This is a genomic window from Exiguobacterium sp. SL-9, assembly GCF_004336985.1.
GTDB lineage: Bacteria > Bacillota > Bacilli > Exiguobacteriales > Exiguobacteriaceae > Exiguobacterium.
In genome coordinates this window covers 261,755-282,738 of the sequence record NZ_SJUO01000004.1, presented here as the reverse complement: position 1 = coordinate 282,738, position 20,984 = coordinate 261,755, and the positions used below count along the sequence as shown (strand labels likewise).

The following is a 20,984-nucleotide window of genomic DNA, read 5'->3' as shown; positions in this document are numbered from 1 at the left end:
CAGATAACACACTGTCTTGAAGGGGGGACGCGTCGTGAACGAAGAGAGACACCATGAGTATGAACCTCAAGACGTCGAACCTTTAGAGCACGAAGCAGATACAATGAACGATGAAAAACCGACGTACCCATCTCGCAGCGAGTGGCGCCCGAAACAAGAAGAACATGTGCGCCACAAGCCGCGAATGAACTTAAAACCGTTGTTACTCGGAGGGGTTGGCGGATTCTTAGGAGCGGCTTTGTTCTTTTTGGCGATGATGCTCTGGGATTCGCCAACCTCTCGTTTTGTGACAAATGAACTCATTCGGACGGAACAAGCCGTCACTGTTACAGAATCCGATATTACGGGCGCTGTAACGGGCGCTAAGACGTCCGTCGTCAGCATTACGAACATCCAGCGGGCCTTCACCTCAGAATCGCAGTGGGAGGCTGGAGCAGGTTCTGGTGTCATCTATAAAGTCGAGGGGGATACGGCGTATATCGTCACGAACTTCCACGTCATCGAAGAAGCGGACGAAATCAACGTGGCGTTTTCAGACGGACAAGTTGCTTCGGCGACGATTCTCGGAGAAGACCCACTCAATGATTTGGCCGTCGCATCGGTCGAACTGCCGGCCAATATTGATGTTGCCCCGATCACGCTCGGGGACTCGACCGTGCTGCAGGCAGGCGAGACCGTCATGGCGATCGGCAATCCGCTCGGCGTCTTTTCAAACTCGGTCACCCGTGGTATCGTCAGTGGTGTCGAACGCACCGTACCGGTCGACACGAACAGTGACGGACTCATGGATTATAACGCTGAGGTCATTCAGACCGATGCTGCCATCAACCCAGGGAACTCGGGTGGGGCACTGATCAACATCCGCGGCGAGCTCGTCGGCATCAATTCGATGAAAATCGCTGAGGCGAGTGTCGAAGGGGTCGGCTTCTCGATTCCCGTCAATGTCGCGCTGCCGGTCATCGACATGCTTGAACGCGATGGGAAAGTGACGCGGCCTCAACTCGGCGTCACGATTCAAGAAGTCATCGCCGTACCAGGTAACGTCCGGGAAGAGTATGGGATTAGTTTTGACAATGAGGACGGCGTATTCGTCGAGGCGATCACCCCCGGCAGTCCAGCCGAAGAGGCGGGTCTTCGTGTCGGTGACGTCATCATCAAAATCGGTGACCGCGACATCAAACGCTACGTCGATTTAAGGGACGCGCTGTACCGAGACGCCACGGTTGGGGATAACATCACGATCGAATATACGCGACGCGGCAAGGCAGGCGAGACCGAAGCCACATTAACTGAAGCAACCTAAAGGAGCGGCGACGCTTCTTTTTTAAGGAGGAAATATTGTGGAAAAAAAAGTATGCAAGGAACATGTTGAAATCGCTTTAGATATCATTGTCGATGAGACCGGAGAATACCCGTTGCTCGAAGAACTATCCACAAGTGGACAAGTGACATGTGAGTTCTGCGATGCCGACGCAACATATGTTGTGTCAAGCAAAAAATGATTATCAACATGTGGATTTGTGGATAACTCTGTGGATAACCCTATGGATAACTCCAAAAAAACTGTGGAAAAAGGAAGAATTGGATGAATATTTCAATTATCACGGTCGGCAAACTAAAAGAGAAGTATTTGAAACTAGGGATTGCCGAGTATACAAAACGCCTGTCGGCCTATGCAAAAGTGCAGGAAATCGAGGTCGCGGACGAGAAAGCGCCCGAGCATTTGAGTGAAGCGGACATGATTCTAGTAAAACAAAAAGAAGGCGAGCGAATTTTGGCGAAAATCAGTCCGGACACGCATGTGATTGCTTTGGCCATCGACGCCAAACAACGGACGAGCGAAGAGTTCGCCCGAGAACTCGATAATTTGGCAACGTACGGCAAGAGCAAAATCGCGTTCGTCATCGGTGGCTCGCTCGGCTTATCGGATGATGTCATGAAGCGTTCGGACGACACGATCTCATTCTCAAAAATGACGTTTCCGCATCAGTTAATGAAGCTCGTCTTGTGTGAGCAGATTTATCGGGCGTATCGGATTAACCGGAATGAACCGTATCATAAGTAACCGCGTATACATTCTTTTAGCGTCAGAGGCAGCTCACTGTCTTTGACGCTTTTTTTTGCAGGTAAATGTTTTTAACTACCGAATGCTAATCATATTGAAAAGATTTTATAGCGTTGAAAATCAAGCACTTATTTTAATTAAAATTCACAGAGATTGAATATTTGAAAGGAGGCTTCACTTTGAAAAAAACAGTTTTAATCAATGCATCTTTTTTGGTGGAAGTAGAGGAAATTGAAGTGCACAAAGATTTTGGAATGATTGATCAAGTCACAAACGAGTTGTGTCAGGACCAAACAATCCAAATTGGTACGAATGCAGTGAATGTGGAATGGGAAAGTTGCTCCACGGTTGTCTTAGACCCAGGTTCAATGAATTGTGGACTATGTTCAACTTGTGGACGATGGACAAAAGACAGAGAAAAAAGGGATCCATTGTTACAGTTGTGTAATGGAGCAACTTTTGAAGGGAAACTGCTGTGTGATGACTGTTTACCAGAAGATCACAGGTGGTCTTTTTAACAACATCATTAGACCCTTGAATATTTATTGGTCCTCAAAAATACGAATGTTTTTGAGTTGTTCAATCAAGTGTTCTTTCGTTACCGCACCATCGAGTTGGAATTGCTTTGGATAATATTCAGGCATGAAGATCGGAGTCCCTTTTGCAATCCATGCTTGGCGATACATGGCGTGGGTCTCTTCTCGTTGCATAAATAAACCTTCTTCAATTTCGACGTCATCATCATCTCCGAATTGGAATCGACAACACGAACAAATTTCAAATGAAGGATCATTAAATTCGTTGTAAGCAGGTTCGTCTAATTCATCAAATCCACAGACAGGGCAGGTATAGGTCATTGACTCATCTCCATCTCCATTTCTATTTCCATTATAATCATACATAGATAAACAACTAACGTCTAAATTACAAAGGAGATCTCTTTAATGCATGCAATGATCCAGCAAAAACTAATAGAAATTGAAGCGAAGTACGGTGTAAAAATTCTATATGCGGTTGAGTCTGGCAGCCGAGCCTGGGGATTCCCTTCAAAAGATAGCGATTATGATGTTAGATTTATCTACATTCATCTTCCTGAGTGGTATTTAGCCATCGATCCCCAAGGCATTGGACAAAAGCGTGATGTAATTGAAGAGCCAATTAACGATTTATTAGACATCAGTGGTTGGGAAGTCACGAAAGCATTGCGTCTATTTAGAAAGAACAATCCCCCTCTCTTGGAATGGCTCAGAAGTGAGATTGTTTACTATCAACAGTATACGCTTATAGATAATATGCGAGCGCTAGAATCAGAGGTGTTTTATCCGAACTCGATGTTACATCATTACTTAAATATGGCTAAAAACAACTACCGTGAATATTTGCAAGGACGAGAAGTCCGCATCAAAAAATATTTTTACGTGCTTCGTCCGATTTTGGCTTGCCAGTGGATTGAAAAATATAATACGGCACCACCGATTAGTTTTCATGTCCTTTTAGAGGATTCATTAAAAGATGGTGAATTAAAGCATTCGATTGATCGATTATTAGAGCGAAAGTTGGCCGGAGATGAGTTTGATTTAGAACCTCGGATTACCGTCATTAACAAATTTGTAGAACGAGAAATTCAACGTTTTGAAGTATATGTGGAATCGCTGGACGTTGAAGTAAATGATCCAACGGCACAACTGAATGATTTATTTCGATATACGTTGAAAGAAGTTTGGGGATGAGTAATCTATTCCATGTAGGACGAGACATGTAAATTATAGGTTAAATCTATTCAGCATGATTCTTCGAATATGAAGGTTTGGATATGTAGATGACTCGAAATCCTAAAATATATGGGTGGATGATATTGCGTAGCCGACTAACATTTACTTGGATCATCAAGCTGGTCTCGACCAACGTGAAAACAGTTCGAGTGCAAGAGCAAGAAAATACATGACACTTGGCCCCTTGGTCCATTGATACTGATCTAGAGAGTTTATATAAAGACTGGCTATCGAATAACGATAGCCGGTTTTTCTCGATGATCTGCGCCAATTATCTGATGCTGTATTGCCGTCAAAAATCCGATGTGATAAAATCACTTAGCAAATGATTATCATTATCAATTATAGGCATATAAACGTTACACATAAAACGGGGGAGAATTTAAACCAATGAACAATATCGAATTATATAAAACCGCATTTATCAACGGACTGGATGTCGAGCCAGACGCGTCATTCGAAGAAATGAAGCTCGGTGTCACGAAAGAATGGGATTCGATCGGCCACATGACGTTGATTGCTGAGCTTGAAGATGCGTTTGACGTCGATCTCGATTCCGATGTGATCACGGACTTCAACACGTATCAATCCGGCATCGACCTGTTGAAGCGATTAGGTGTGGACTTCGGTTAATGAAGCGCTTCGATACGATCGAGCGGTATGGAGAACGTAGCGCCATCTACGCGGATCGCGCGTATTCCTACGACGAGATGATCGAGACGGCCGACGCGATTGGGGATGAGATCGGTCATCGAACACTCGTCTTTATTTTGTGCGCCAACAACAAAGAGTCACTGTTTGGCTACGTCGGATGTCTCCGCGGACGCATCGTGCCGCTCCTGTTGGATGCAGCGATTCATTCGGAACAGCTGCAGCACTTAATTGACCGCTACCGACCGACGCACATTTGGGCGAATCGGGAGCATCATCAATTAGCGCAGGAGATGGACACGACTTATGAATATGGGGACTATGCGTTATTTGAATGTCCTCATGCAATCGAACATGAACTGCATGACGAGCTCGCGCTCTTGTTGACGACGTCCGGCAGCACGGGCAGTCCGAAGCTGGTACGGCTTAGCTATGACAACTTGTTCCGCAACGCGGCATCGATCGTGTCTTATCTAGACATCAGCGAAGACGATCGTCCGATCACGACGCTGCCGATGAACTACTCATATGGCTTATCCATCATCAACAGCCACCTCGTGTCTGGGGCGACGATCGTGATGACGGAGTCATCGATCATGCAGAAGGACTTTTGGCAGTTGTGTCGCGACCAACACGTCACGACGTTCGGTGGCGTCCCATTCATCTACGAGATGCTCAATCGGCTCAAATTCGAGAAGATGGAGCTACCGAGTTTGACGAAACTGACCCAAGCCGGAGGGAAATTGAATCTGGATTTAGCGAGTACGTTTACCGACATCTGCGAACGAAAAGGGATTCAGTTTTTCACGATGTATGGGCAAACGGAAGCGACGGCACGCATGTCGTATTTGCCTCCTGACCAGAGTCGTGAGAAGGCAGGCAGCATCGGTATCGCCATCCCAGGCGGTGAATTGACGTTACGCAATGAAACGGGCGAACTCATCACCGCGCCAAACGTCGTCGGCGAATTGATATATCGTGGCGCAAACGTGTCGCTCGGTTATGCCGAGGCATTGTCCGATCTCGCAAACGGAGATGAGAACGAGGGCGTCCTGCAGACAGGCGATTTGGCGTATATGGACGAAGACGGCTATTTCTTTATCGTCGGCCGCATCAAGCGCATGATCAAGATGCACGGGAACCGGATCAGCCTCGATGAAGTGGAACATCTGTTACGAGCACACGGACATGAGTGTGTCTGTACAGGGACGGATGACGAGCTGTACGTCTACACGTTGCACGACGACCGTGTCGCTATCAAACAAGTCATCAAAGACATGATGCATACGAGAGGGGTTACGATTCTACAAATCGATGCCATTCCCCGGAACGAATCCGGAAAAATTCTGTATGGCGCGTTACCGAAACGAGAGCTCGTCACCAACTGAAAACGTAAACTGGTGCAAGTGAAGCCTTTGTTGAAAGCAATATAAGTTTAGAATAATCAGGTGAAGCTATGACGTTTATTTCAATCGAGTTTTTACTCTTTCTCGCCATTTTAGTGGCGATGTATTATACGGTGCCGCATCGCTTCCGATGGGTGCTGTTACTGACGGCGAGCTATTTGTTTTATGCGACGGTCAGTATCCAATTTATTCCATTGTTGCTCGTGAGCACGGCCTTTACGTTTGTCACGGGGCTCCTCATTGAACGACAAGATGAGAAGCAACAGAAAAAGCGGCTGATGCTTCTTGGTGTCTTCGTCTTGGTGTTGTTCCTCGGCTGGTTCAAATACTTTAACTTCGTGAACGACTCGTTACACACGCTGGCGACATCGATGGGGTGGAACTATGACATCCCATATCGCGACATCGTCTTGCCACTGGCGATTTCGTTTTATACGTTCCAGGCCATCAGCTATCTCGTCGACCTGTATCGCGGGAAACTGAAGGCCGAGCGCCATTATGGATACTTCTCGATTTACTTCGCTTTCTTCCCGCAACTAGTGGCGGGTCCAATCGAGCGGGCCAAGAAGTTGCTGCCTCAATTCAAGGCGGAACAACGGTTCGACTATGAGCATGTCAGCTATGGGATGAAGCGGATTGCTTGGGGCTTCTTTAAGAAGACGCTCATCGCTGACCGATTGGCCCCGATGGTCGCGAGCGTGTTCAGTCAGCCAAACCCGACCGGTTCTGAAATCGTGCTCGGCACGATGTTGTTCTCGATTCAATTGTACGCCGACTTTTCAGCCTGCAGTGACATCGCCATCGGGACAGCGAGACTATTCGGCATCAAGTTGACGGAGAATTTCCGACAGCCTCATTTCGCGGTATCGATCGCCGACTTTTGGAACCGGTGGCACATCTCGCTGTCGACGTGGCTCCGGGATTATATCTTTATCCCGCTCTGCAAAGGGAAAAAGAAGCGGCATCAGATCTATGTCGCTATCGTCATCACATTTTTGGTGAGCGGCATCTGGCATGGGGCCGCCTGGAGTTTCGTCTTGTGGGGTCTGATTCATGGTCTGTACCGTGTGTTCGGGGATGCGACGAAACATCAGCGGGAACAGATGGCGTCCTTCGTTCGACTCGACCGGACGCCCGAGCTTCATAAATGGCTGAAAATCGCCATCACGTTCCAGTTGGTCTGTTTCTCACGTGTCTTCTTCGTTTCCGACTCGGTCGCACAAGCGTTTCACCATGCCCGGTTGTATGTGACACCTTCGTCATGGGCACCGGTCGACATGCTGCAGGCACTTGAATTATTCTCGTTACTCGATTTACTTGTGTTCCTCTTCTTCTTTACGACCGTCCACGTGTTTCAGTACATCGAACGGACGAAAGGTTCGGCCTGGGACTGGTTGGCTGAGCGCTCCGCCTTCACGAACGTGGCGATTCAACTGTTCGTGATCGTATCGGTCTTGGTTTTCGGTGTTTCGAGTGAAGGGTTCATTTATGGTGGGTTCTAAGTGAAAGGAATGGCTATGAGAAGTGTATGGATGAAAATAGCGGTGGTCATCGGGATTGTTGTCATCTTGTTGATTCCGCTCAACAATTTTGTCAAAGAGTCGTGGGCGTACAATAACAACCGCGGTGTGTTAGCGTTTCGAGAAGACCCGGCTCCTTTGGATATTATCAACCTGGGGACATCGCACGCGATGTTCGGCTATGCGTTCAAACCGCTTGGCCTGTCGCATCTCGATTTGGCGTTGCCGAGCCAAACGATTGAGTACGACTTGAAGATGTTGAAGCAGTACGACGAGCATCTGCGTCCGGGAGGCGTCGTCATCGTCTCGCTCTCGCAAATCACGTTCAGTAACGCGGAGATTGGCCGGAAAGAAAACTATTATCAGGTGTTGGACCGGGAAGACATCGAACCGGTCAGTACGTTTGATTACTATACGTACACGTCGATTCCTGCATTGAACAGTGGGAGCGTCTATACGGCGCTATCGCGAGAGATCCGGGATTTCAGATGGGAGTCGCACAAACCGTGGGTGAACAACGGCAAGAATTATTCGGAACGAAAATACGAGATGGTCGAAGCGCAATATAAACAGGCTGTGAAGAATCGTGACATCGAGCAGAATATGGAACGATTGAAAGACATCGTCGAGTATTGTCAGGCAAAAGGTTATCGTGTCGTGTTGGCGATGGAGCCGGTCCATGAATCATACCTGGCCTACTTTAATGAGACAGCGATGGATCGACTTGTCCATCAACATCTGGAACCACTCGATTTAGATGTCCCGTTCCTGGATTATATGGAAGACGAACGGTTCATCCATCAGCGTGAGTACTTTCATAATCCAGACCATTTGAACGGGAAAGGGAGAACGCTCCTATCTTCTCTCGTCTATGAGGATTTGAAACGACTCGGCTATCTATAAGACAAGGAAATCTACAGCGCGTAGATTTCCTTTTTCAGTCTGTCGCCTGCTGGCTTTGCGAAAGTTTTTCTTCCATTTCCGTATGTAATTTGGTCACGATCCCATCCGGATGCGGAGAAATCGCGAGTTGAACATGGACCGGGAACAGGGTCCATAGGTCGGTCGGATAATACGAACCATCACGAGGTGAGCGATGGCCTTGAACGGTACATGATTCATCATCTTCATCAATGTATAATACAAGGGGGACCGACATGCCGGATCCCTGCTCGAAGCGGTCACCTTCTTGCACATACTCTTGAATGAGCGCCCAGACGTACACCTCGTTCTTCGTCGTATTCGTGTCGAGGATTTGATACGTGGTCCATACATCGCCGCCGAAGTTCGGTTCCATCACTTCGGTCGTCAAATAGCGTTCAATCTCCTTGTGATCAACGGAAACGGACTGGCTCATTGAGACGAATGATTCTCCTGTCGCCGTCTGATAGGCGCCTGAGACGAGCGTGATGGTACAAAATGTGGTTAACATGAGTTTTTTCAAAGTAAGTCCCCCGTCTCTGTTCACCGATAAAAGATTTGATTGTATCGTAGCGTATTTATTCCGAATTGTGGGATTGATTGACTAAAATTTTAAGGAGGTCATTGCATGCAGACTGTATATTTAGCGGGAGGTTGCCTCTGGGGCGTTCAAGCGTTCATTAAGACGTTACCAGGCGTCGTCGAGACAGAAGCTGGACGTGCGAACGGGACGACGGATACACTTGACGGAAACTATGACGGCTACACGGAATGCGTCAAAACGACGTTCGATCCGAGCGTCGTCACGATGGAGGATTTGATGGATTACTTGTTCGAAATCATCGATCCGTACAGCGTCAATCGTCAAGGCGAGGACGTCGGCGAAAAGTATCGGACCGGCGTCTATAGTACAGACCCACGCCATTTGGAAACTGCACGCACATTTATCGACAGTCGAAGCGACGCGGACCGGATTGCGGTCGAAGTGCTGCCGCTCACGAACTACGTCCGAAGCGCGGACGAGCATCAAGACCGGCTCGCGCGATGCCCGGACGATTATTGCCATATCCCGAAAGCATTATTAGAGAAATACAAACAATGAGCCGACACGATGCCGTGTCGGCTCATTTGTTACGCCCGCTCGAGGACATTCACGAGCAAGCAGTGCACGACCTCGTGGTCACGCACGTCATGCAGCTTGTAGTCTTTCCCGGGCAATGTATACCACTCGGCCGCCCCGACGTATGTGATGGCGAGCTCGAGCGATCCGTCTTCCTGACACATCGTCCGTAATTCAAGTTCTCCACTGATGACGCCGACTTCCTCGGTCATGACACCATGGGAGGCTTTAAAGATAGAAGATAGCTGACTCATAGCGAACTCCTTTCAAAATCAATAGATGCAGGCGTTGATGGCTGTTTGCAGGGCTGTCTTCTCTGACGATTGGAGGCTGAGTCCCCAACGGCTCTTCGTCTCGACCCACATCTTCGCGTAGGCACAGCGCGCTCCGGTGCGTGGCGGCTGCCATGTCGAGGGATCTTGGTCACCCTTTGAGCGGTTCGAGCTGGCTGAGACGGCGATGAGTTGCGGACCAGTCAAATCATTGGCGAAACTTTGGCGCTTTGTCGTCGTCCAGCTGCTTGCGCCTGAACGCCATGCTTCAGCCAATGGGACGACATGGTCGACATCGAGGCTAGATGGCGACGTGAATGTGACTCCATCATAGTAACTGTACCATGACCCTGATGTGACCGGGCAGTCGCCGACGTATGAGTCCGCGTCGCGTTTCAAGACGATTTGACGTGTGTCACAACCGTTGCCTTGACTGCTCCAATGCGGGAATAAGTCACGGCTATAGCCGGTCATCGTTCCTTCAGTCTTGACCGTTAATGCGTTCAACTTTGTGAGGGCGCTTGACTTCGATGGGATGCCTGGCGGGAGCGCCGAGGCGGTCAGTGTGGTCAAGTGGAGAGACGTGACGATTAAGACGATGGCAAACAACGAACTGATGCATTTTTTGAACATGTTTGTGCCTCCTATTATGTATGACGGTTGAATGATGCACATCGAATATACATGGCCAAAGTGTGGGAAATACGCAAATTTACCAAAAATGAATCGAAAGATTATAAAACTTGAGGTCAGGGACATGATACATGACATCAGACGTCCCGGCTTTAGCACTACTGACATACGCGCAAGCAACAACTATTGGTATAATGAAGGCGGTTTGTAGTAAAGGACGAAGGAGTGGGAATGAATGAATCAAAAAGACATCGCGGCGATCCGCAAGCATTTCAAGTTGAATGCGGAAGCGGTCAAAATCGCTGACATTTATAATATTTATATTCGCCAAGACAGCAACGAGATTTTCCACGAGGAATTGCGCTCGTTCCCGTTCGTCGAGCAGGAACATCAAGAGCTGTTCCTCGCCAACTTCAAGAAAGTGCTAGGCGGCAAGATTGACGAGAAGCTATTCGAAGTGAAGTTTCAACATCCAGAAGCCGGTCAGACCGATCATACACAGACGTTGTTGTATGAGGCACTCCGGACCGATGACATTGAAGAATGGGCCGGCATGATGCAGCGGGTTGCGTTGAAGATGGTTCAGGACGCGCCGTTCGAGAAAGACATGGTGATCACGTTCATCCGCTTCAAATACAATAAGCCGACGCGTCGCCATTCTGAGGAGACAGAAATCGATATGCGCGACGAAGTGTGGACATCACGGTTCATTCTCGGCAGCATCAACCAGACCGAGCTCCCAAAACAGTCGCTCGTGTTCGACTATATCGAGCGAGAGTTCAAATCGAATATCTTTATCAACCCGGTCATCAAGCTTGACGCGCCAATCGGCGGTTTCTTGTTCCCGTGCTTCACGGATAACGCGGCTGACGTCAACCATATCTTGTATGCGGCCCAGAAGGCACATCAACCGGACTTTGGATTTATCGAGAACGTCTTGAACGGGACCGAGATCGTGACGGCGGTCGAGGAGAAGGCGATGTTCGAGGAAGTCGTCAAGACCGTCATCGGCGAAGAAGTGAACGTCGGGACGCTCGCAACCGTCTATGACGAGATCAACCAGATGATCCTCGCCGAAGCGGAGCGTGAGGACGAGGACGAGAGCGTACCGATGATTGATGCCCGCACCGTGGAAATCGTATTGAAGGCGAGTGGGGTCGAGGACGTGACGACGGAGAAGGTGGAGCAGGCGTTCCAACAAGTCGTCGACGACCGTCAATATGAGATGAAGGCGAGCAGTGTCGTCCCAAAATATACATCGAAGTCGATTAAAATCAATACGAAAGTCGCGAATATCTCAATCAGTCCGCAAGACTTGAAGTACGTGAGACAAGTGAATGTGAAAGGAAAGCGGTGCCTGTTGATCGAATTAGAAGAGGATACGGAAATCGAAGGGTTCAAATTGATCTCGGAAGAACTGCTCGACTAATCTATTCCGACTGGAGGACATCGAGTGCATCCGATAGAGCTGATTGAACATTTGCTGGTAGCTGTTGTCGTATTTCTGATGTTTGCTGCGTCTTATGGATTTCGTGGGAAATGGCGCAAGATGATTCGTCTGTTGGCTGTACTCTGCATCATCGCGTATGCGGTGTTCTATGCAATCCGTCCGTCTTTAATCGAGGAACGGGTTGCTGCGGACGTCGTCATCCTCGAAGACGAACTCGAAGAACGATATCCGAATGAAACGTTCACCGTCACGACGATTCCATTTCGGACAGAGGGGTACGAGAGTACGGATCCATACACGATATATGTGACGTTTTCGAGTGAGCCGGACGCGGAGTATTACTATCAGGTGACAGACCAAGGCGAAATCGAGCAACGAGGATTCAGTTCGACGATTGAAGGGAAAATGGACTTTCAACATTTCGGAAAGTGAGCTCAGGCGCAACGCCTGAGCTATTTTTATGACAATCCGGTGAGGAAGGTTGAATTCATGACGTGTTATCGGTATGATGCTCTTGAAAGCGTTCTCTCGGTAAGTCTTATTTTTTTGACGTTTATCGAAAGCGCTTTCGATAATGGCTGAGAAGACAAAAAACCTCAACCCTTCTCCGCATGGAGAGGCATTGAGGTTGGAAGGATGTTTATTTTTTAGCCTTGCTCACTTTCAACTTCTTCCCTTTGATCGGTGTCGATTCCATCGCCTGAAGGACGAGTGAGCCTTTGCCGTTCAAAATGTCGACGTACGTCATCTGGTCGTTGATGGTGATGATGCCGATGTCGTCTGCCGTCACACCAGGGATTTTGGCGATCGTACCGACGAAGTCGACGGCGCGGAGTTTTTTCTTCTTCCCGCCGCTGAAGTGAAGCTTCATGATGTCTTGGTTGATGCGGGCCGTCTTGTTGTTGCGAACGACGCGTCGTCCGCTCAACTTTTCTTCGAATGCGGCTTGGTTGCGCGCGACTTGTGTTTCGGTCGGGGCATCCATCTCCGGGATATCGAACTTGATGAACGCTTCGATGGCGCGAACGAACTTGCCTTCATGAGGCGTCGCGAGCGTGATCGCTTTCCCGGCGTTGCCGGCACGGCCTGTGCGCCCGGTCCGGTGCACGTAGCTCTCTTTTTCCATCGGCACGTCATAGTTGATGACGAGGTTGACGTTATCGACGTCAATCCCACGTGCCGCGACATCGGTCGCGACGAGATAACGGAAGTTACCCATCTTGAAGCCTTCCATGACGGCGAAGCGGTCTTCTTGCTCGAGGCCACCGTGGAGTCGTTCGCACGAGTAACCGGCTTGATCGAGTTCGCTGTACACCGTGTCGACGTGTTCTTTCGTCCGGCAGAAGATGAGACAGCTGTCCGGATTTTCAACGACCGTCACATCTTGAAGCACGGCGAGCTTGTCTTCGCGGCGCACTTCAATCAAGCCGTGTTCGATCGTCGAGGCGGTAACCCCACTCGATTCGATCGCGACACGGACTGGTTCGTTCATGTGCTTTTGACACAAACGCTCGATGTCGTTCGGGAACGTCGCCGAGAATACCATCGTCACGCGGTCGCGCGGCAATTCTTGAAGAATCGCCTCAACGTCAGCGAGGAAGCCGCGGTTCAACATCTCGTCGGCCTCATCGATAATCAAGTAATCGATTTTATCGAGGACGAGCGTCTCCCGTTCGATGTGGTCCATGACGCGTCCCGGTGTCCCGACGACGACGTGCGTCTTCTGTTTCAATTCATCACGTTGCTTCGAGAAAGGCTCTTTACCGTAAACGGCAGTCGCCTTGATACGCTTGAAACGACCGATGTTCGTCATATCCTCACGGACTTGGACGGCGAGTTCGCGCGTCGGTGTGAGAATCAACACTTGTGGCTTGTTCTCTTCCCATTCGATGAGTTCCGTGACAGGGATGCCGAACGCAGCCGTCTTCCCGCTCCCGGTTTGAGCTTTGACGACCAAGTCTTGACGCTCGAGTGCGAGCGGGATGACTTTCTGTTGGACTTCGGTCGGTGATTCGTATTTCATGATGCCGAGTGCGCGTTGGATATCTTCGCTTAGGCGATAGTCTGAAAATCTTGGTTGATTCATAGGTTTACCTCATTTTCGTGTAAGAAACTTCTATTCGAGAAATTTTCATTAGCAATTTGGATTACGCTTCATTATACACGAAACGAAGCGGTTCGTCGTTCATGCCGAAAATCGGTCGAGTGCGAAGCGGGACAAGTCGTACGGACTCTTCGTAGCTAACGTTCGTTCAGCAGGAGCTTGTGCATGTCATGCCTCATGGAGCAACCGTTGCATATACGATTCAAGTTTGAACTGCGGATGGTCTTCCAAACAAGTTGCAAACAATGCGTGAAGTGATTGTTTGGCGCGTCGGATTGACACCGGGTCGACGGAAGCGGGATACGTCTGTAAATAGTCCTCGATGAACGAATGGTTCAACGTATGATACGCCTTGAATTGATGGACCTTTCTTCCTTCTTTCAGCGCCTGAGCCGTCAACGTTAACTCGCGCAACGTCTCGAGCATTTTCAAGGCATAAATAGGATTGTTTCGCTTCAACTCTTTCTCAAGCGCCAGCGAAGCATAGATGAACTCGAAGGGAACGTCGCTAGTCTCGTACCGGATTGAGCTGGCGATGAACCTTTCATGTTCGGTTTTCATGTGTTGGAGAAGTTGCCCGTCCCGATCGACCACCACGTTCCAAAGCGTGGAACGAACCGGGAGTATTTCAAGCGGCGCGATGGAGACGTTAAACTCTAAGCGGTTCTCAAGCAGGACAATCAATAAATAGATATCTGGTCCGAACTGCTTTTCTTTAATGAAAACCGGGGATAACTGTAGAAAGTAGTCGGCCAAACGTCGCTTGATTGATTGGGGGTCAACGTCAGTGCGGGCAGCCACCATTAAATCGATATCGGAATAACGGTCCTGATATCCTGCGACACCGGAGCCGAGCTGAACAACACCTTGAACGCCTGTGTTGGTTTGTAGGTGATTAAGAACGTGCTGGAAGTGTGTATCTCTTTCAACTGTACTGTACATAGAATGACCTCGTTTTCGTAGATGATAAATCCTTATTCTACCAATCGAGGGCAAACCCTTTAATCACATAAGGAGGATGCCGTGATGAAACAAACTTATGCACAACTGGTGAGGCTCTTGAGCCAGTCTCAAAACATGAATCATGAGGACGGTGTCGAAACAATCATCAAACCGATTCCAGACGCTGATGTGACCGGAGACCTCGACCCGCGGGTGTTAGCCGTCATCAAAGGGTATGCCGCATCCGAGCCAGAAATGTCATTCGACTTGGCGTCCGCCCGTGCCAGTATGGGTTGGCCGAACCGTGACGTGACGACGATGGACATCGCGACAGACCACGTTATGATTCCGAGCACTGACGGCGACATCCCGGTGCGCCTGTATCGGCCGCGAACGGAAGAGATGTTACCGGCCATTCTGTTCTTTCACGGGGGTGGCTTCTTCGGAGGGACGCTCGATACGGTCGAGAACCCGTGTAAACTGCTCGCCGAGAAAGTGAACGCCCTCGTCGTCTCGGTTGATTACCGGCTCGCGCCGGAGCATCCGTTTCCAGCCGGACTGAACGACTGTTACCGAGCGCTCGAATGGGTGCACGAGCGTGCCGATGCGCTCGGGGTGTCACGGGATGACATCGCGGTCGCCGGCGACAGTGCCGGCGGCAACTTGGCGACCGCTTGTTGCTTACTCGACCGATCGAACGAGACGAACATGATTCGTTTCCAGGCGCTCATTTATCCGGTCGTCAATCTGGGATCGATTCCGACAGACGATTACGAATGGACGCTCGACCGCTATGAAATCAAACATCATCACGACTTGATCCGTGGCGTCGTGATGGCACTCGGAGATTCAGAAGACCTCTTGAACCAACTCTATCTACAAGGCAAGGCCGAGCTGACCGACCCGCTCGTGTCGCCATTGTTCGCGGATGATGTGAACGGTTTGCCGCCCGCTTTGATCATCACGGCCGAATACGATTACCTTCGTCTCGAAGGCGAGGCGTACGCGCGTAAACTCGCACGCGACGGCGTACCGACGCGACTGATTCAATACCGCGGGATGGACCACGCCTTTATGGACAAGCTCGGGGACTATCCGCAAGCCGAAGACTGTTTGATTGAAATCGCAAATGGAATGAAGGAGATGACACGATGAAGACTTACACATTGAACTGGGATACATATAAACAATTGGCGCGGACAGCCGTCGCCGAAGGGGCCGTCCTCTTGAAGAACGAGGACGCGACGCTTCCGATTCAAGCGGGGACGACCGTTTCCGTGTTCGGGCGCAGTCAATTCAACTACTACAAGAGCGGTACAGGGTCAGGTGGGATGGTCAACGTCTCGCATGTGACGAGTCCGCTCGAGGCGCTTCAGTCGACCGAAGGAATCCAATTGAATACATCGCTTCTTGAGACGTATGAGACGTGGGTCGAGGCGAACCCGTTCGACCAGGGTGTCGGCTGGGCCGGTGAGCCGTGGTCGCAGCCAGAGATGGCCGTGACGAACGAACTCGTCGCGGCAGCGGCCGAAGCTTCAGACATGGCGCTCATCTTCATCGGACGCACGGCCGGTGAGGACCGGGATAACACGGCCGATGCGGGCAGCTATTTGTTGACGGACATCGAGCAGGCGTTGATTGAGAAGGTGTCAAAAACATTCGCGAAGACGGCCGTCGTCTTGAACGTCGGCAATATCATCGACATGGACTGGGCGCATCAACCGAGCGCGATCCTTTACACGTGGCAGGGTGGCATGGAAGGTGGGACCGGACTCGTCGACGTCTTGACGGGTGCTGTCACGCCATCGGGTAAGCTGACCGATACGATCGCTAAATCGATTGAGGACTACCCATCGACGAAAAACTTCGGACACGCGGACAAAGGCATCTATCAAGAAGACATCTACGTCGGGTACCGCTATTTCGAGACGTTCGCCAAGGACTCAGTGCTCTATCCGTTCGGGTTCGGGTTGTCGTATACGACGTTCACGACGGATGTTGTGAGCGCGATCGAACAGGATGGCGTGATCACGGTGACCGTCGATGTGACGAACACAGGCATGGTCGACGGAAAAGAAGTCGTCCAGCTGTACGTCGAGAAGCCACAAGGTGTGCTCGGGAATCCGGCGCGTTCGCTCGTCGCCTTCGGTAAGACGGACACACTCGCGCCGGATGAACGGACGACGCTTACACTCAGTGTCCCGGTCATGGACTTCGCGAGCTATGACGATAACGGCGCGACAGGGCACGCCTCAAGCTTCGTTCTCGAGGCCGGGACATACGAGCTTCACCTTGGGACCGACGTTCGCTCGGCGCAACCGGTGTTCACGTATGAAGTGGCATCTCTTCAAGTCGTCGAGACGCTCAGCGAGAACATGGCCCCGGTCACCCCGTTCGACCGCATCAAACCGGTCGCGGGTGAGAACGGCTATCTCGTCGAATACGTGCCGACGCCGCTCCGTTCGGTCGATGTCGAGGCACGTTACATCGCCGAACGTCCGGTCTCGCGCGACTACGCCGGTGACCACGGTTTGAAGTTGTCGGATGTGTATGCAGGCAAAGCCGAACTCGAAACGTTCCTCAATCAATTGACGGATGAGGATCTCGCCTGCATCGTCCGTGGGCAAGGGATGAACTCGCCGCGCGTGACGCCGGGGACGGCCGCCGCGTTCGGTGGGGTGTCGGACCGCTTGAACGAACTCGGTATCCCAGCGGCATGTTGCGCGGACGGTCCGTCCGGCATCCGGATGGATATCGGAACGAAGGCGTTCGCCCTTCCGAACGGGACGCTGCTCGCCTCGACATTCAACGTCCAATTAGTGGAAGACCTGTTCGAGATGACCGGACTTGAGATGCGGAAAAATCGCGTCGATACGCTCCTCGGACCGGGGATGAATATCCACCGCAACCCGCTGAACGGCCGGAACTTCGAGTACTTCTCGGAAGACCCGCACGTGACCGGCAAGATGGCAATCGCTCAATTGAACGGGATGCATCGCGTCGGTGTGACAGGAACGCTCAAACACTTCAGCGCCAACAACCAGGAGGCGCACCGTCACGATATCGATTCGATCGTCTCGGAGCGGGCGTTACGTGAGATTTACTTGAAAGGGTTCGAGATGGCCGTCAAAGAAGGCAAAGCGACATCGATTATGACGACGTACGGCGCCGTCAACGGGGTGTGGACGGCCGGGCTCTATGATCAGAACACACGTATCCTCCGTGACGAGTGGGGCTTTGACGGCATCGTCATGACCGACTGGTGGGCGAAAGTGAACCATCATGAAGACGAGTCGGCGAACCGTCAGAACACGGCGGCGATGGTCCAGTCGCAAAACGACTTGTATATGGTCGTCGACCGTCCGGACACGAACTCGTTCGATGACAACACGGGCGCGGCGCTCGCTGATGGGACGTTGACGCGCGGGGAACTGCTCCGGAGTGCGGCGAACATCTGCCGCTTCGTCTTGCAGTCTCCGGCGATGGAACGCGAGCTTGGCATTCATGACGGCACGGTCGAGGTGATCGGGCTCGACGAGGAAGCCGGACAAGCGATCGATTTCGATGTGATGTATCGCCACCTTGAAAACGGGGAGAGCGTCAGCTTAAGTGACGCCGACACGTCGACGGGGAACACGCACGTCTTCGCCGTCTCGGTCGATGAGACGGGCACATACGACGTGACGATCACGGCAAAATCGGACGCGGGCGAACTCGCCCAGATGCCGGTCACGCTGTTCGCCAACAACATCCCGGGCCCGACGTTCACGTTCAACGGCACGGACGGAGAATGGGTGACGCAGACGAAGCAAGTGTTCTTCTTGAACCAACACAACTATTTGCAGCTCTACTTTGCACTTGGCGGTCTCGACGTGAAAGACATCACGTTCACGCTCGTCGACTCGTTCAGCATGAAAAATGGATAATGAAAGAGCCGCCTCGTTTTCGAGGCGGCGTTTTAGTATGTCTGAAGCGTTTTGACGGCGTGACGGAGCTGTTCAATCTCCTCGTTTTGCCACCCGTTTCGGTCCACGGCGTTGATTAACTGATGACTGGCTTGGATGAGTGCATGTTTCAGTGCCTCAAGCGATACAGTCCCCATAGACGTCTTTGGATGACCATCTTCTACAAATGTGAGCTCGACGTCTGTGGCGGTCACTTTTTTAGCGGCTATCTGGATTGGGCCGTCCATGAACTGAAACGAGTATGTCTCCTGCAACGGGGCGAATAAGAGGGCACGGCAATTGTCGATCCACCAGTTCAAGACGACGGCGACAAAATCAGACCAATTTTGTCCCGAGAAATAATCATGGAAATCGATGACGAAGGCAAGATTGCCGATGATATGGGTCTCGTAAGTTAAAGAGTCGAGATCTACCTCGATTGAAAGATGATTCTTCATAAAGACTCCTCCCGATGATTAAATCAGAAAAATATAGTGAACTGAATCATAGTTGGGTAAATACTCGTATACAGAGTATCACAACTAAATCGGAGGGATGACGATGAACACGCTCTACATGAAACAAAAGGTTTTAAGCTTACGCGGACGTTTCACGATTAAGGATGCGGATGAGAACGATCAGTATTTCGTCGAAGGGAGCTTCATGAAGCTGCCGAAGTCGTTCACCATCTCAGACAAAGAAGGCCATGAGATTACGACCATCACGAAAAAGACGTTTAGTTTCTTGCCGAAGTTCTATGTCGATGTCGAAGGCCAGGATACAGTCACAATCTCGAAAGAGTTTACGTTGTTCAAACCGCGTTATACGATTGATTCGGCCGGAATCGATGTGCAAGGCAACTGGTGGGACATGGACTTCCAAGTGACGCAGAACGGTCAAGTCATCGGCAGTGTCCAAAAGAAATGGCTGTCATGGGGCGATAGTTACGAGATTCAAGTGGTGGATGAGACGATGGAGCACATGCTCATCTCGATCGTCGTCGCCATCGATTGTGCGAAGGCAGACCAAGCCGCAGGTGCGAGTGCGGCGACATAAAGGGGATGGAACGATGGAGTTTTGGGATGTGTATGATGTGGACCGCAAGAAGACAGGGCGGACGTGGCAACGGGGCAACCGTCTCGAGAACGGCGATTATCATCTCGTCATCCACGTCTGCATTTTCAACAAAGATGGACAGATGTTAATTCAGCAGCGCCAACCGTTCAAAGACGGTTGGTCGAACATGTGGGACATCACGGTCGGTGGCAGCGCAACGGTCGGCGATACGAGCCAACAAGCGGCGATGCGCGAGCTCGAAGAAGAAATTGGGCTGAAACTCGATTTATCGAACACGCGACCGCATTTGACGGTTAACTTTGACGAGGGGTTCGACGACATCTACCTCGTCGAGACAGAGGTAGACCTCGACAGTTTGACGCTCCAAGAATCAGAAGTTCAGGCCGTGCAGTGGGCGGATGAGGCGATGATTCTCAGCTTGATCCGTTCAGGTGAATTCATTCCGTATCACGAACCGATGATTCCATTGTTGTTCGCGATGCGAGGACAGTGGGGAGGAATCAATCATGTGGCAGCAGTACACGTGGATCAATAAACCTAATGAAGTGAGCGCAGGTGAGCACCTGACGTTCCAGACGGCACCAGACACCGACTTTTGGCGGAACACCCATTACGGCTTTAACCGGATGACGGCGCACGCTTTGGTGAAGGACGTGGCGGCCAAGCGGTTTACGTGCCGGGCGACGATCGAGATGGAGCCGAGCCATACATACGATCAGGCCGGCATCCTGCTATACGTTAACGACGAGCATTGGCTCAAGACGTCCGTCGAGTATATCCCAGATGGACCTTCACACCTCGGGGCCGTCGTCACATCCTTTGGTTATTCGGATTGGTCGACGCGGGATTTCCCGAACGACTCCATCCGCGGACGGTTGACGTTCGAACTCGTCTATACCGATGGCGATATTGAGGTGTTCTTCGAATACGAGGATGGTACGCGTGAACAGTTACGGATTGCTCATCTCCATGACGTCTCGACGTTGCGCGTCGGACCGTACGCCTGTAGTCCAGATACGGAGGCGCCTGGATTCAAAGTCACAATTTCAGATTGGACAGTTACGGAAGCATCGGTTACGGAAGCATCGACTTGAGTCATTGGTCGAT

Annotated in this window: 24 protein-coding genes; 17 read left to right on the top strand and 7 right to left on the bottom strand. The window is 50.7% G+C overall.

Annotated elements, in window-relative coordinates; genetic code table 11:
• Positions 1 to 34: 34 nt before the first annotated feature.
• From EVJ34_RS12255 to EVJ34_RS12240, 4 genes are all read left to right on the top strand, one after another.
• Entirely contained in the window at positions 35 to 1,303 is a 1,269-nt protein-coding gene (locus EVJ34_RS12255; protein WP_131485804.1) for a S1C family serine protease, read from the top strand.
• 37 nt (positions 1,304 to 1,340) lie between these two features.
• Positions 1,341 to 1,502, top strand: coding sequence for a CxxH/CxxC protein (locus tag EVJ34_RS12250; protein ID WP_021067873.1), 162 nt, complete (start codon positions 1,341 to 1,343; stop codon positions 1,500 to 1,502).
• Positions 1,503 to 1,585: 83 nt separating this feature from the next.
• Entirely contained in the window at positions 1,586 to 2,065 is a 480-nt protein-coding gene (rlmH, locus tag EVJ34_RS12245) for a 23S rRNA (pseudouridine(1915)-N(3))-methyltransferase RlmH (RefSeq protein WP_058765186.1), read from the top strand.
• A 179-nt stretch (positions 2,066 to 2,244) separates the two neighbouring features.
• Positions 2,245 to 2,583, top strand: a complete 339-nt coding sequence (locus EVJ34_RS12240) for a hypothetical protein (RefSeq protein WP_131434372.1) — start codon at positions 2,245 to 2,247, stop codon at positions 2,581 to 2,583.
• Between the two features lie 24 nt (positions 2,584 to 2,607).
• Here the strand turns inward: EVJ34_RS12240 and EVJ34_RS12235 are convergent, their stop codons facing one another.
• On the bottom strand, positions 2,608 to 2,922 hold the full coding sequence (locus tag EVJ34_RS12235) for a hypothetical protein (protein ID WP_131434818.1): 315 nt from the start codon (positions 2,920 to 2,922) through the stop codon (positions 2,608 to 2,610).
• 87 nt (positions 2,923 to 3,009) lie between these two features.
• Between EVJ34_RS12235 and EVJ34_RS12230 the strand changes: the two genes are divergently transcribed.
• The 5 genes from EVJ34_RS12230 to EVJ34_RS12210 all read left to right on the top strand — a co-directional run bounded on the left by EVJ34_RS12230 (position 3,010) and on the right by EVJ34_RS12210 (position 8,317).
• Positions 3,010 to 3,795 (top strand): nucleotidyltransferase domain-containing protein, encoded by a 786-nt coding sequence (locus EVJ34_RS12230; RefSeq protein ID WP_131434374.1) that lies wholly within the window; start codon positions 3,010 to 3,012, stop codon positions 3,793 to 3,795.
• A gap of 432 nt (positions 3,796 to 4,227) precedes the next feature.
• The gene (locus EVJ34_RS12225; RefSeq protein WP_021067876.1) at positions 4,228 to 4,470 is read left to right on the top strand and encodes an acyl carrier protein; all 243 of its coding nucleotides are present in this window, start codon (positions 4,228 to 4,230) and stop codon (positions 4,468 to 4,470) included.
• Positions 4,470 to 5,876: an AMP-binding protein gene (locus EVJ34_RS12220; protein WP_131485803.1), complete on the top strand. Its 1,407-nt coding sequence runs from the start codon at positions 4,470 to 4,472 to the stop codon at positions 5,874 to 5,876. Before EVJ34_RS12225 ends, EVJ34_RS12220 begins: the two co-directional genes overlap by 1 nt.
• Before the next feature lie 68 nt (positions 5,877 to 5,944).
• Positions 5,945 to 7,396, top strand: a complete 1,452-nt coding sequence (locus EVJ34_RS12215) for an MBOAT family O-acyltransferase (protein ID WP_131485802.1) — start codon at positions 5,945 to 5,947, stop codon at positions 7,394 to 7,396.
• A gap of 30 nt (positions 7,397 to 7,426) precedes the next feature.
• Positions 7,427 to 8,317, top strand: coding sequence for a hypothetical protein (locus EVJ34_RS12210; RefSeq protein WP_236634517.1), 891 nt, complete (start codon positions 7,427 to 7,429; stop codon positions 8,315 to 8,317).
• 34 nt (positions 8,318 to 8,351) lie between these two features.
• Here EVJ34_RS12210 and EVJ34_RS12205 read toward each other — a convergent pair whose 3' ends face one another.
• Entirely contained in the window at positions 8,352 to 8,858 is a 507-nt protein-coding gene (locus tag EVJ34_RS12205; RefSeq protein WP_236636703.1) for a hypothetical protein, read from the bottom strand.
• A gap of 105 nt (positions 8,859 to 8,963) precedes the next feature.
• On the opposite strand from EVJ34_RS12205, the gene EVJ34_RS12200 reads away from it, so the two are divergent.
• A complete protein-coding gene (locus EVJ34_RS12200; RefSeq protein WP_131485801.1) occupies positions 8,964 to 9,437 on the top strand; it encodes a peptide-methionine (S)-S-oxide reductase in 474 nt (157 codons plus the stop codon).
• A gap of 29 nt (positions 9,438 to 9,466) precedes the next feature.
• On the opposite strand, the gene EVJ34_RS12195 is transcribed toward EVJ34_RS12200, so the two are convergent.
• Together EVJ34_RS12195 and EVJ34_RS12190 are read right to left on the bottom strand one after the other, a co-directional pair.
• Positions 9,467 to 9,709 carry a hypothetical protein gene (locus tag EVJ34_RS12195; RefSeq protein ID WP_131485800.1) on the bottom strand — a complete coding sequence of 81 codons (243 nt, stop codon included), beginning with the start codon at positions 9,707 to 9,709 and terminating at the stop codon, positions 9,467 to 9,469.
• An 18-nt stretch (positions 9,710 to 9,727) separates the two neighbouring features.
• Complete coding sequence (locus EVJ34_RS12190) at positions 9,728 to 10,360, bottom strand: HNH endonuclease family protein (RefSeq protein ID WP_131485799.1); 633 nt, start codon at positions 10,358 to 10,360, stop codon at positions 9,728 to 9,730.
• Positions 10,361 to 10,595: 235 nt separating this feature from the next.
• Here EVJ34_RS12190 and EVJ34_RS12185 point away from each other — a divergent pair, with 235 nt between their 5' ends.
• Positions 10,596 to 11,789, top strand: a complete 1,194-nt coding sequence (locus EVJ34_RS12185; protein WP_131485798.1) for a DUF4317 domain-containing protein — start codon at positions 10,596 to 10,598, stop codon at positions 11,787 to 11,789.
• A gap of 24 nt (positions 11,790 to 11,813) precedes the next feature.
• Entirely contained in the window at positions 11,814 to 12,242 is a 429-nt protein-coding gene (locus EVJ34_RS12180) for a hypothetical protein (protein ID WP_131434389.1), read from the top strand.
• A 208-nt stretch (positions 12,243 to 12,450) separates the two neighbouring features.
• Here the strand turns inward: EVJ34_RS12180 and EVJ34_RS12175 are convergent, their stop codons facing one another.
• Positions 12,451 to 13,896, bottom strand: a complete 1,446-nt coding sequence (locus tag EVJ34_RS12175) for a DEAD/DEAH box helicase (RefSeq protein ID WP_131485797.1) — start codon at positions 13,894 to 13,896, stop codon at positions 12,451 to 12,453.
• A 186-nt stretch (positions 13,897 to 14,082) separates the two neighbouring features.
• Positions 14,083 to 14,856 carry an aminoglycoside 6-adenylyltransferase gene (locus EVJ34_RS12170; RefSeq protein ID WP_131485796.1) on the bottom strand — a complete coding sequence of 258 codons (774 nt, stop codon included), beginning with the start codon at positions 14,854 to 14,856 and terminating at the stop codon, positions 14,083 to 14,085.
• An 84-nt stretch (positions 14,857 to 14,940) separates the two neighbouring features.
• On the opposite strand from EVJ34_RS12170, the gene EVJ34_RS12165 reads away from it, so the two are divergent.
• Positions 14,941 to 16,011 carry an alpha/beta hydrolase gene (locus EVJ34_RS12165; RefSeq protein WP_131485795.1) on the top strand — a complete coding sequence of 357 codons (1,071 nt, stop codon included), beginning with the start codon at positions 14,941 to 14,943 and terminating at the stop codon, positions 16,009 to 16,011.
• Positions 16,008 to 18,782, top strand: a complete 2,775-nt coding sequence (locus EVJ34_RS12160) for a glycoside hydrolase family 3 C-terminal domain-containing protein (RefSeq protein ID WP_131485794.1) — start codon at positions 16,008 to 16,010, stop codon at positions 18,780 to 18,782. Before EVJ34_RS12165 ends, EVJ34_RS12160 begins: the two co-directional genes overlap by 4 nt.
• A gap of 32 nt (positions 18,783 to 18,814) precedes the next feature.
• Here EVJ34_RS12160 and EVJ34_RS12155 read toward each other — a convergent pair whose 3' ends face one another.
• Positions 18,815 to 19,258, bottom strand: coding sequence for a hypothetical protein (locus EVJ34_RS12155; protein WP_131485793.1), 444 nt, complete (start codon positions 19,256 to 19,258; stop codon positions 18,815 to 18,817).
• Between the two features lie 103 nt (positions 19,259 to 19,361).
• Between EVJ34_RS12155 and EVJ34_RS12150 the strand changes: the two genes are divergently transcribed.
• Genes EVJ34_RS12150 through EVJ34_RS12140 form a run of 3 tightly spaced genes read left to right on the top strand, consistent with a single transcriptional unit; the run spans position 19,362 to position 20,971 of the window.
• Complete coding sequence (locus tag EVJ34_RS12150; protein WP_131434400.1) at positions 19,362 to 19,856, top strand: LURP-one-related/scramblase family protein; 495 nt, start codon at positions 19,362 to 19,364, stop codon at positions 19,854 to 19,856.
• Positions 19,857 to 19,869: 13 nt separating this feature from the next.
• Positions 19,870 to 20,412: an NUDIX hydrolase gene (locus tag EVJ34_RS12145; RefSeq protein WP_131485792.1), complete on the top strand. Its 543-nt coding sequence runs from the start codon at positions 19,870 to 19,872 to the stop codon at positions 20,410 to 20,412.
• Positions 20,384 to 20,971, top strand: coding sequence for a DUF1349 domain-containing protein (locus EVJ34_RS12140; protein ID WP_131485791.1), 588 nt, complete (start codon positions 20,384 to 20,386; stop codon positions 20,969 to 20,971). The genes EVJ34_RS12145 and EVJ34_RS12140 overlap by 29 nt, the downstream gene beginning before the upstream one ends.
• Positions 20,972 to 20,984: the final 13 nt, after the last annotated feature.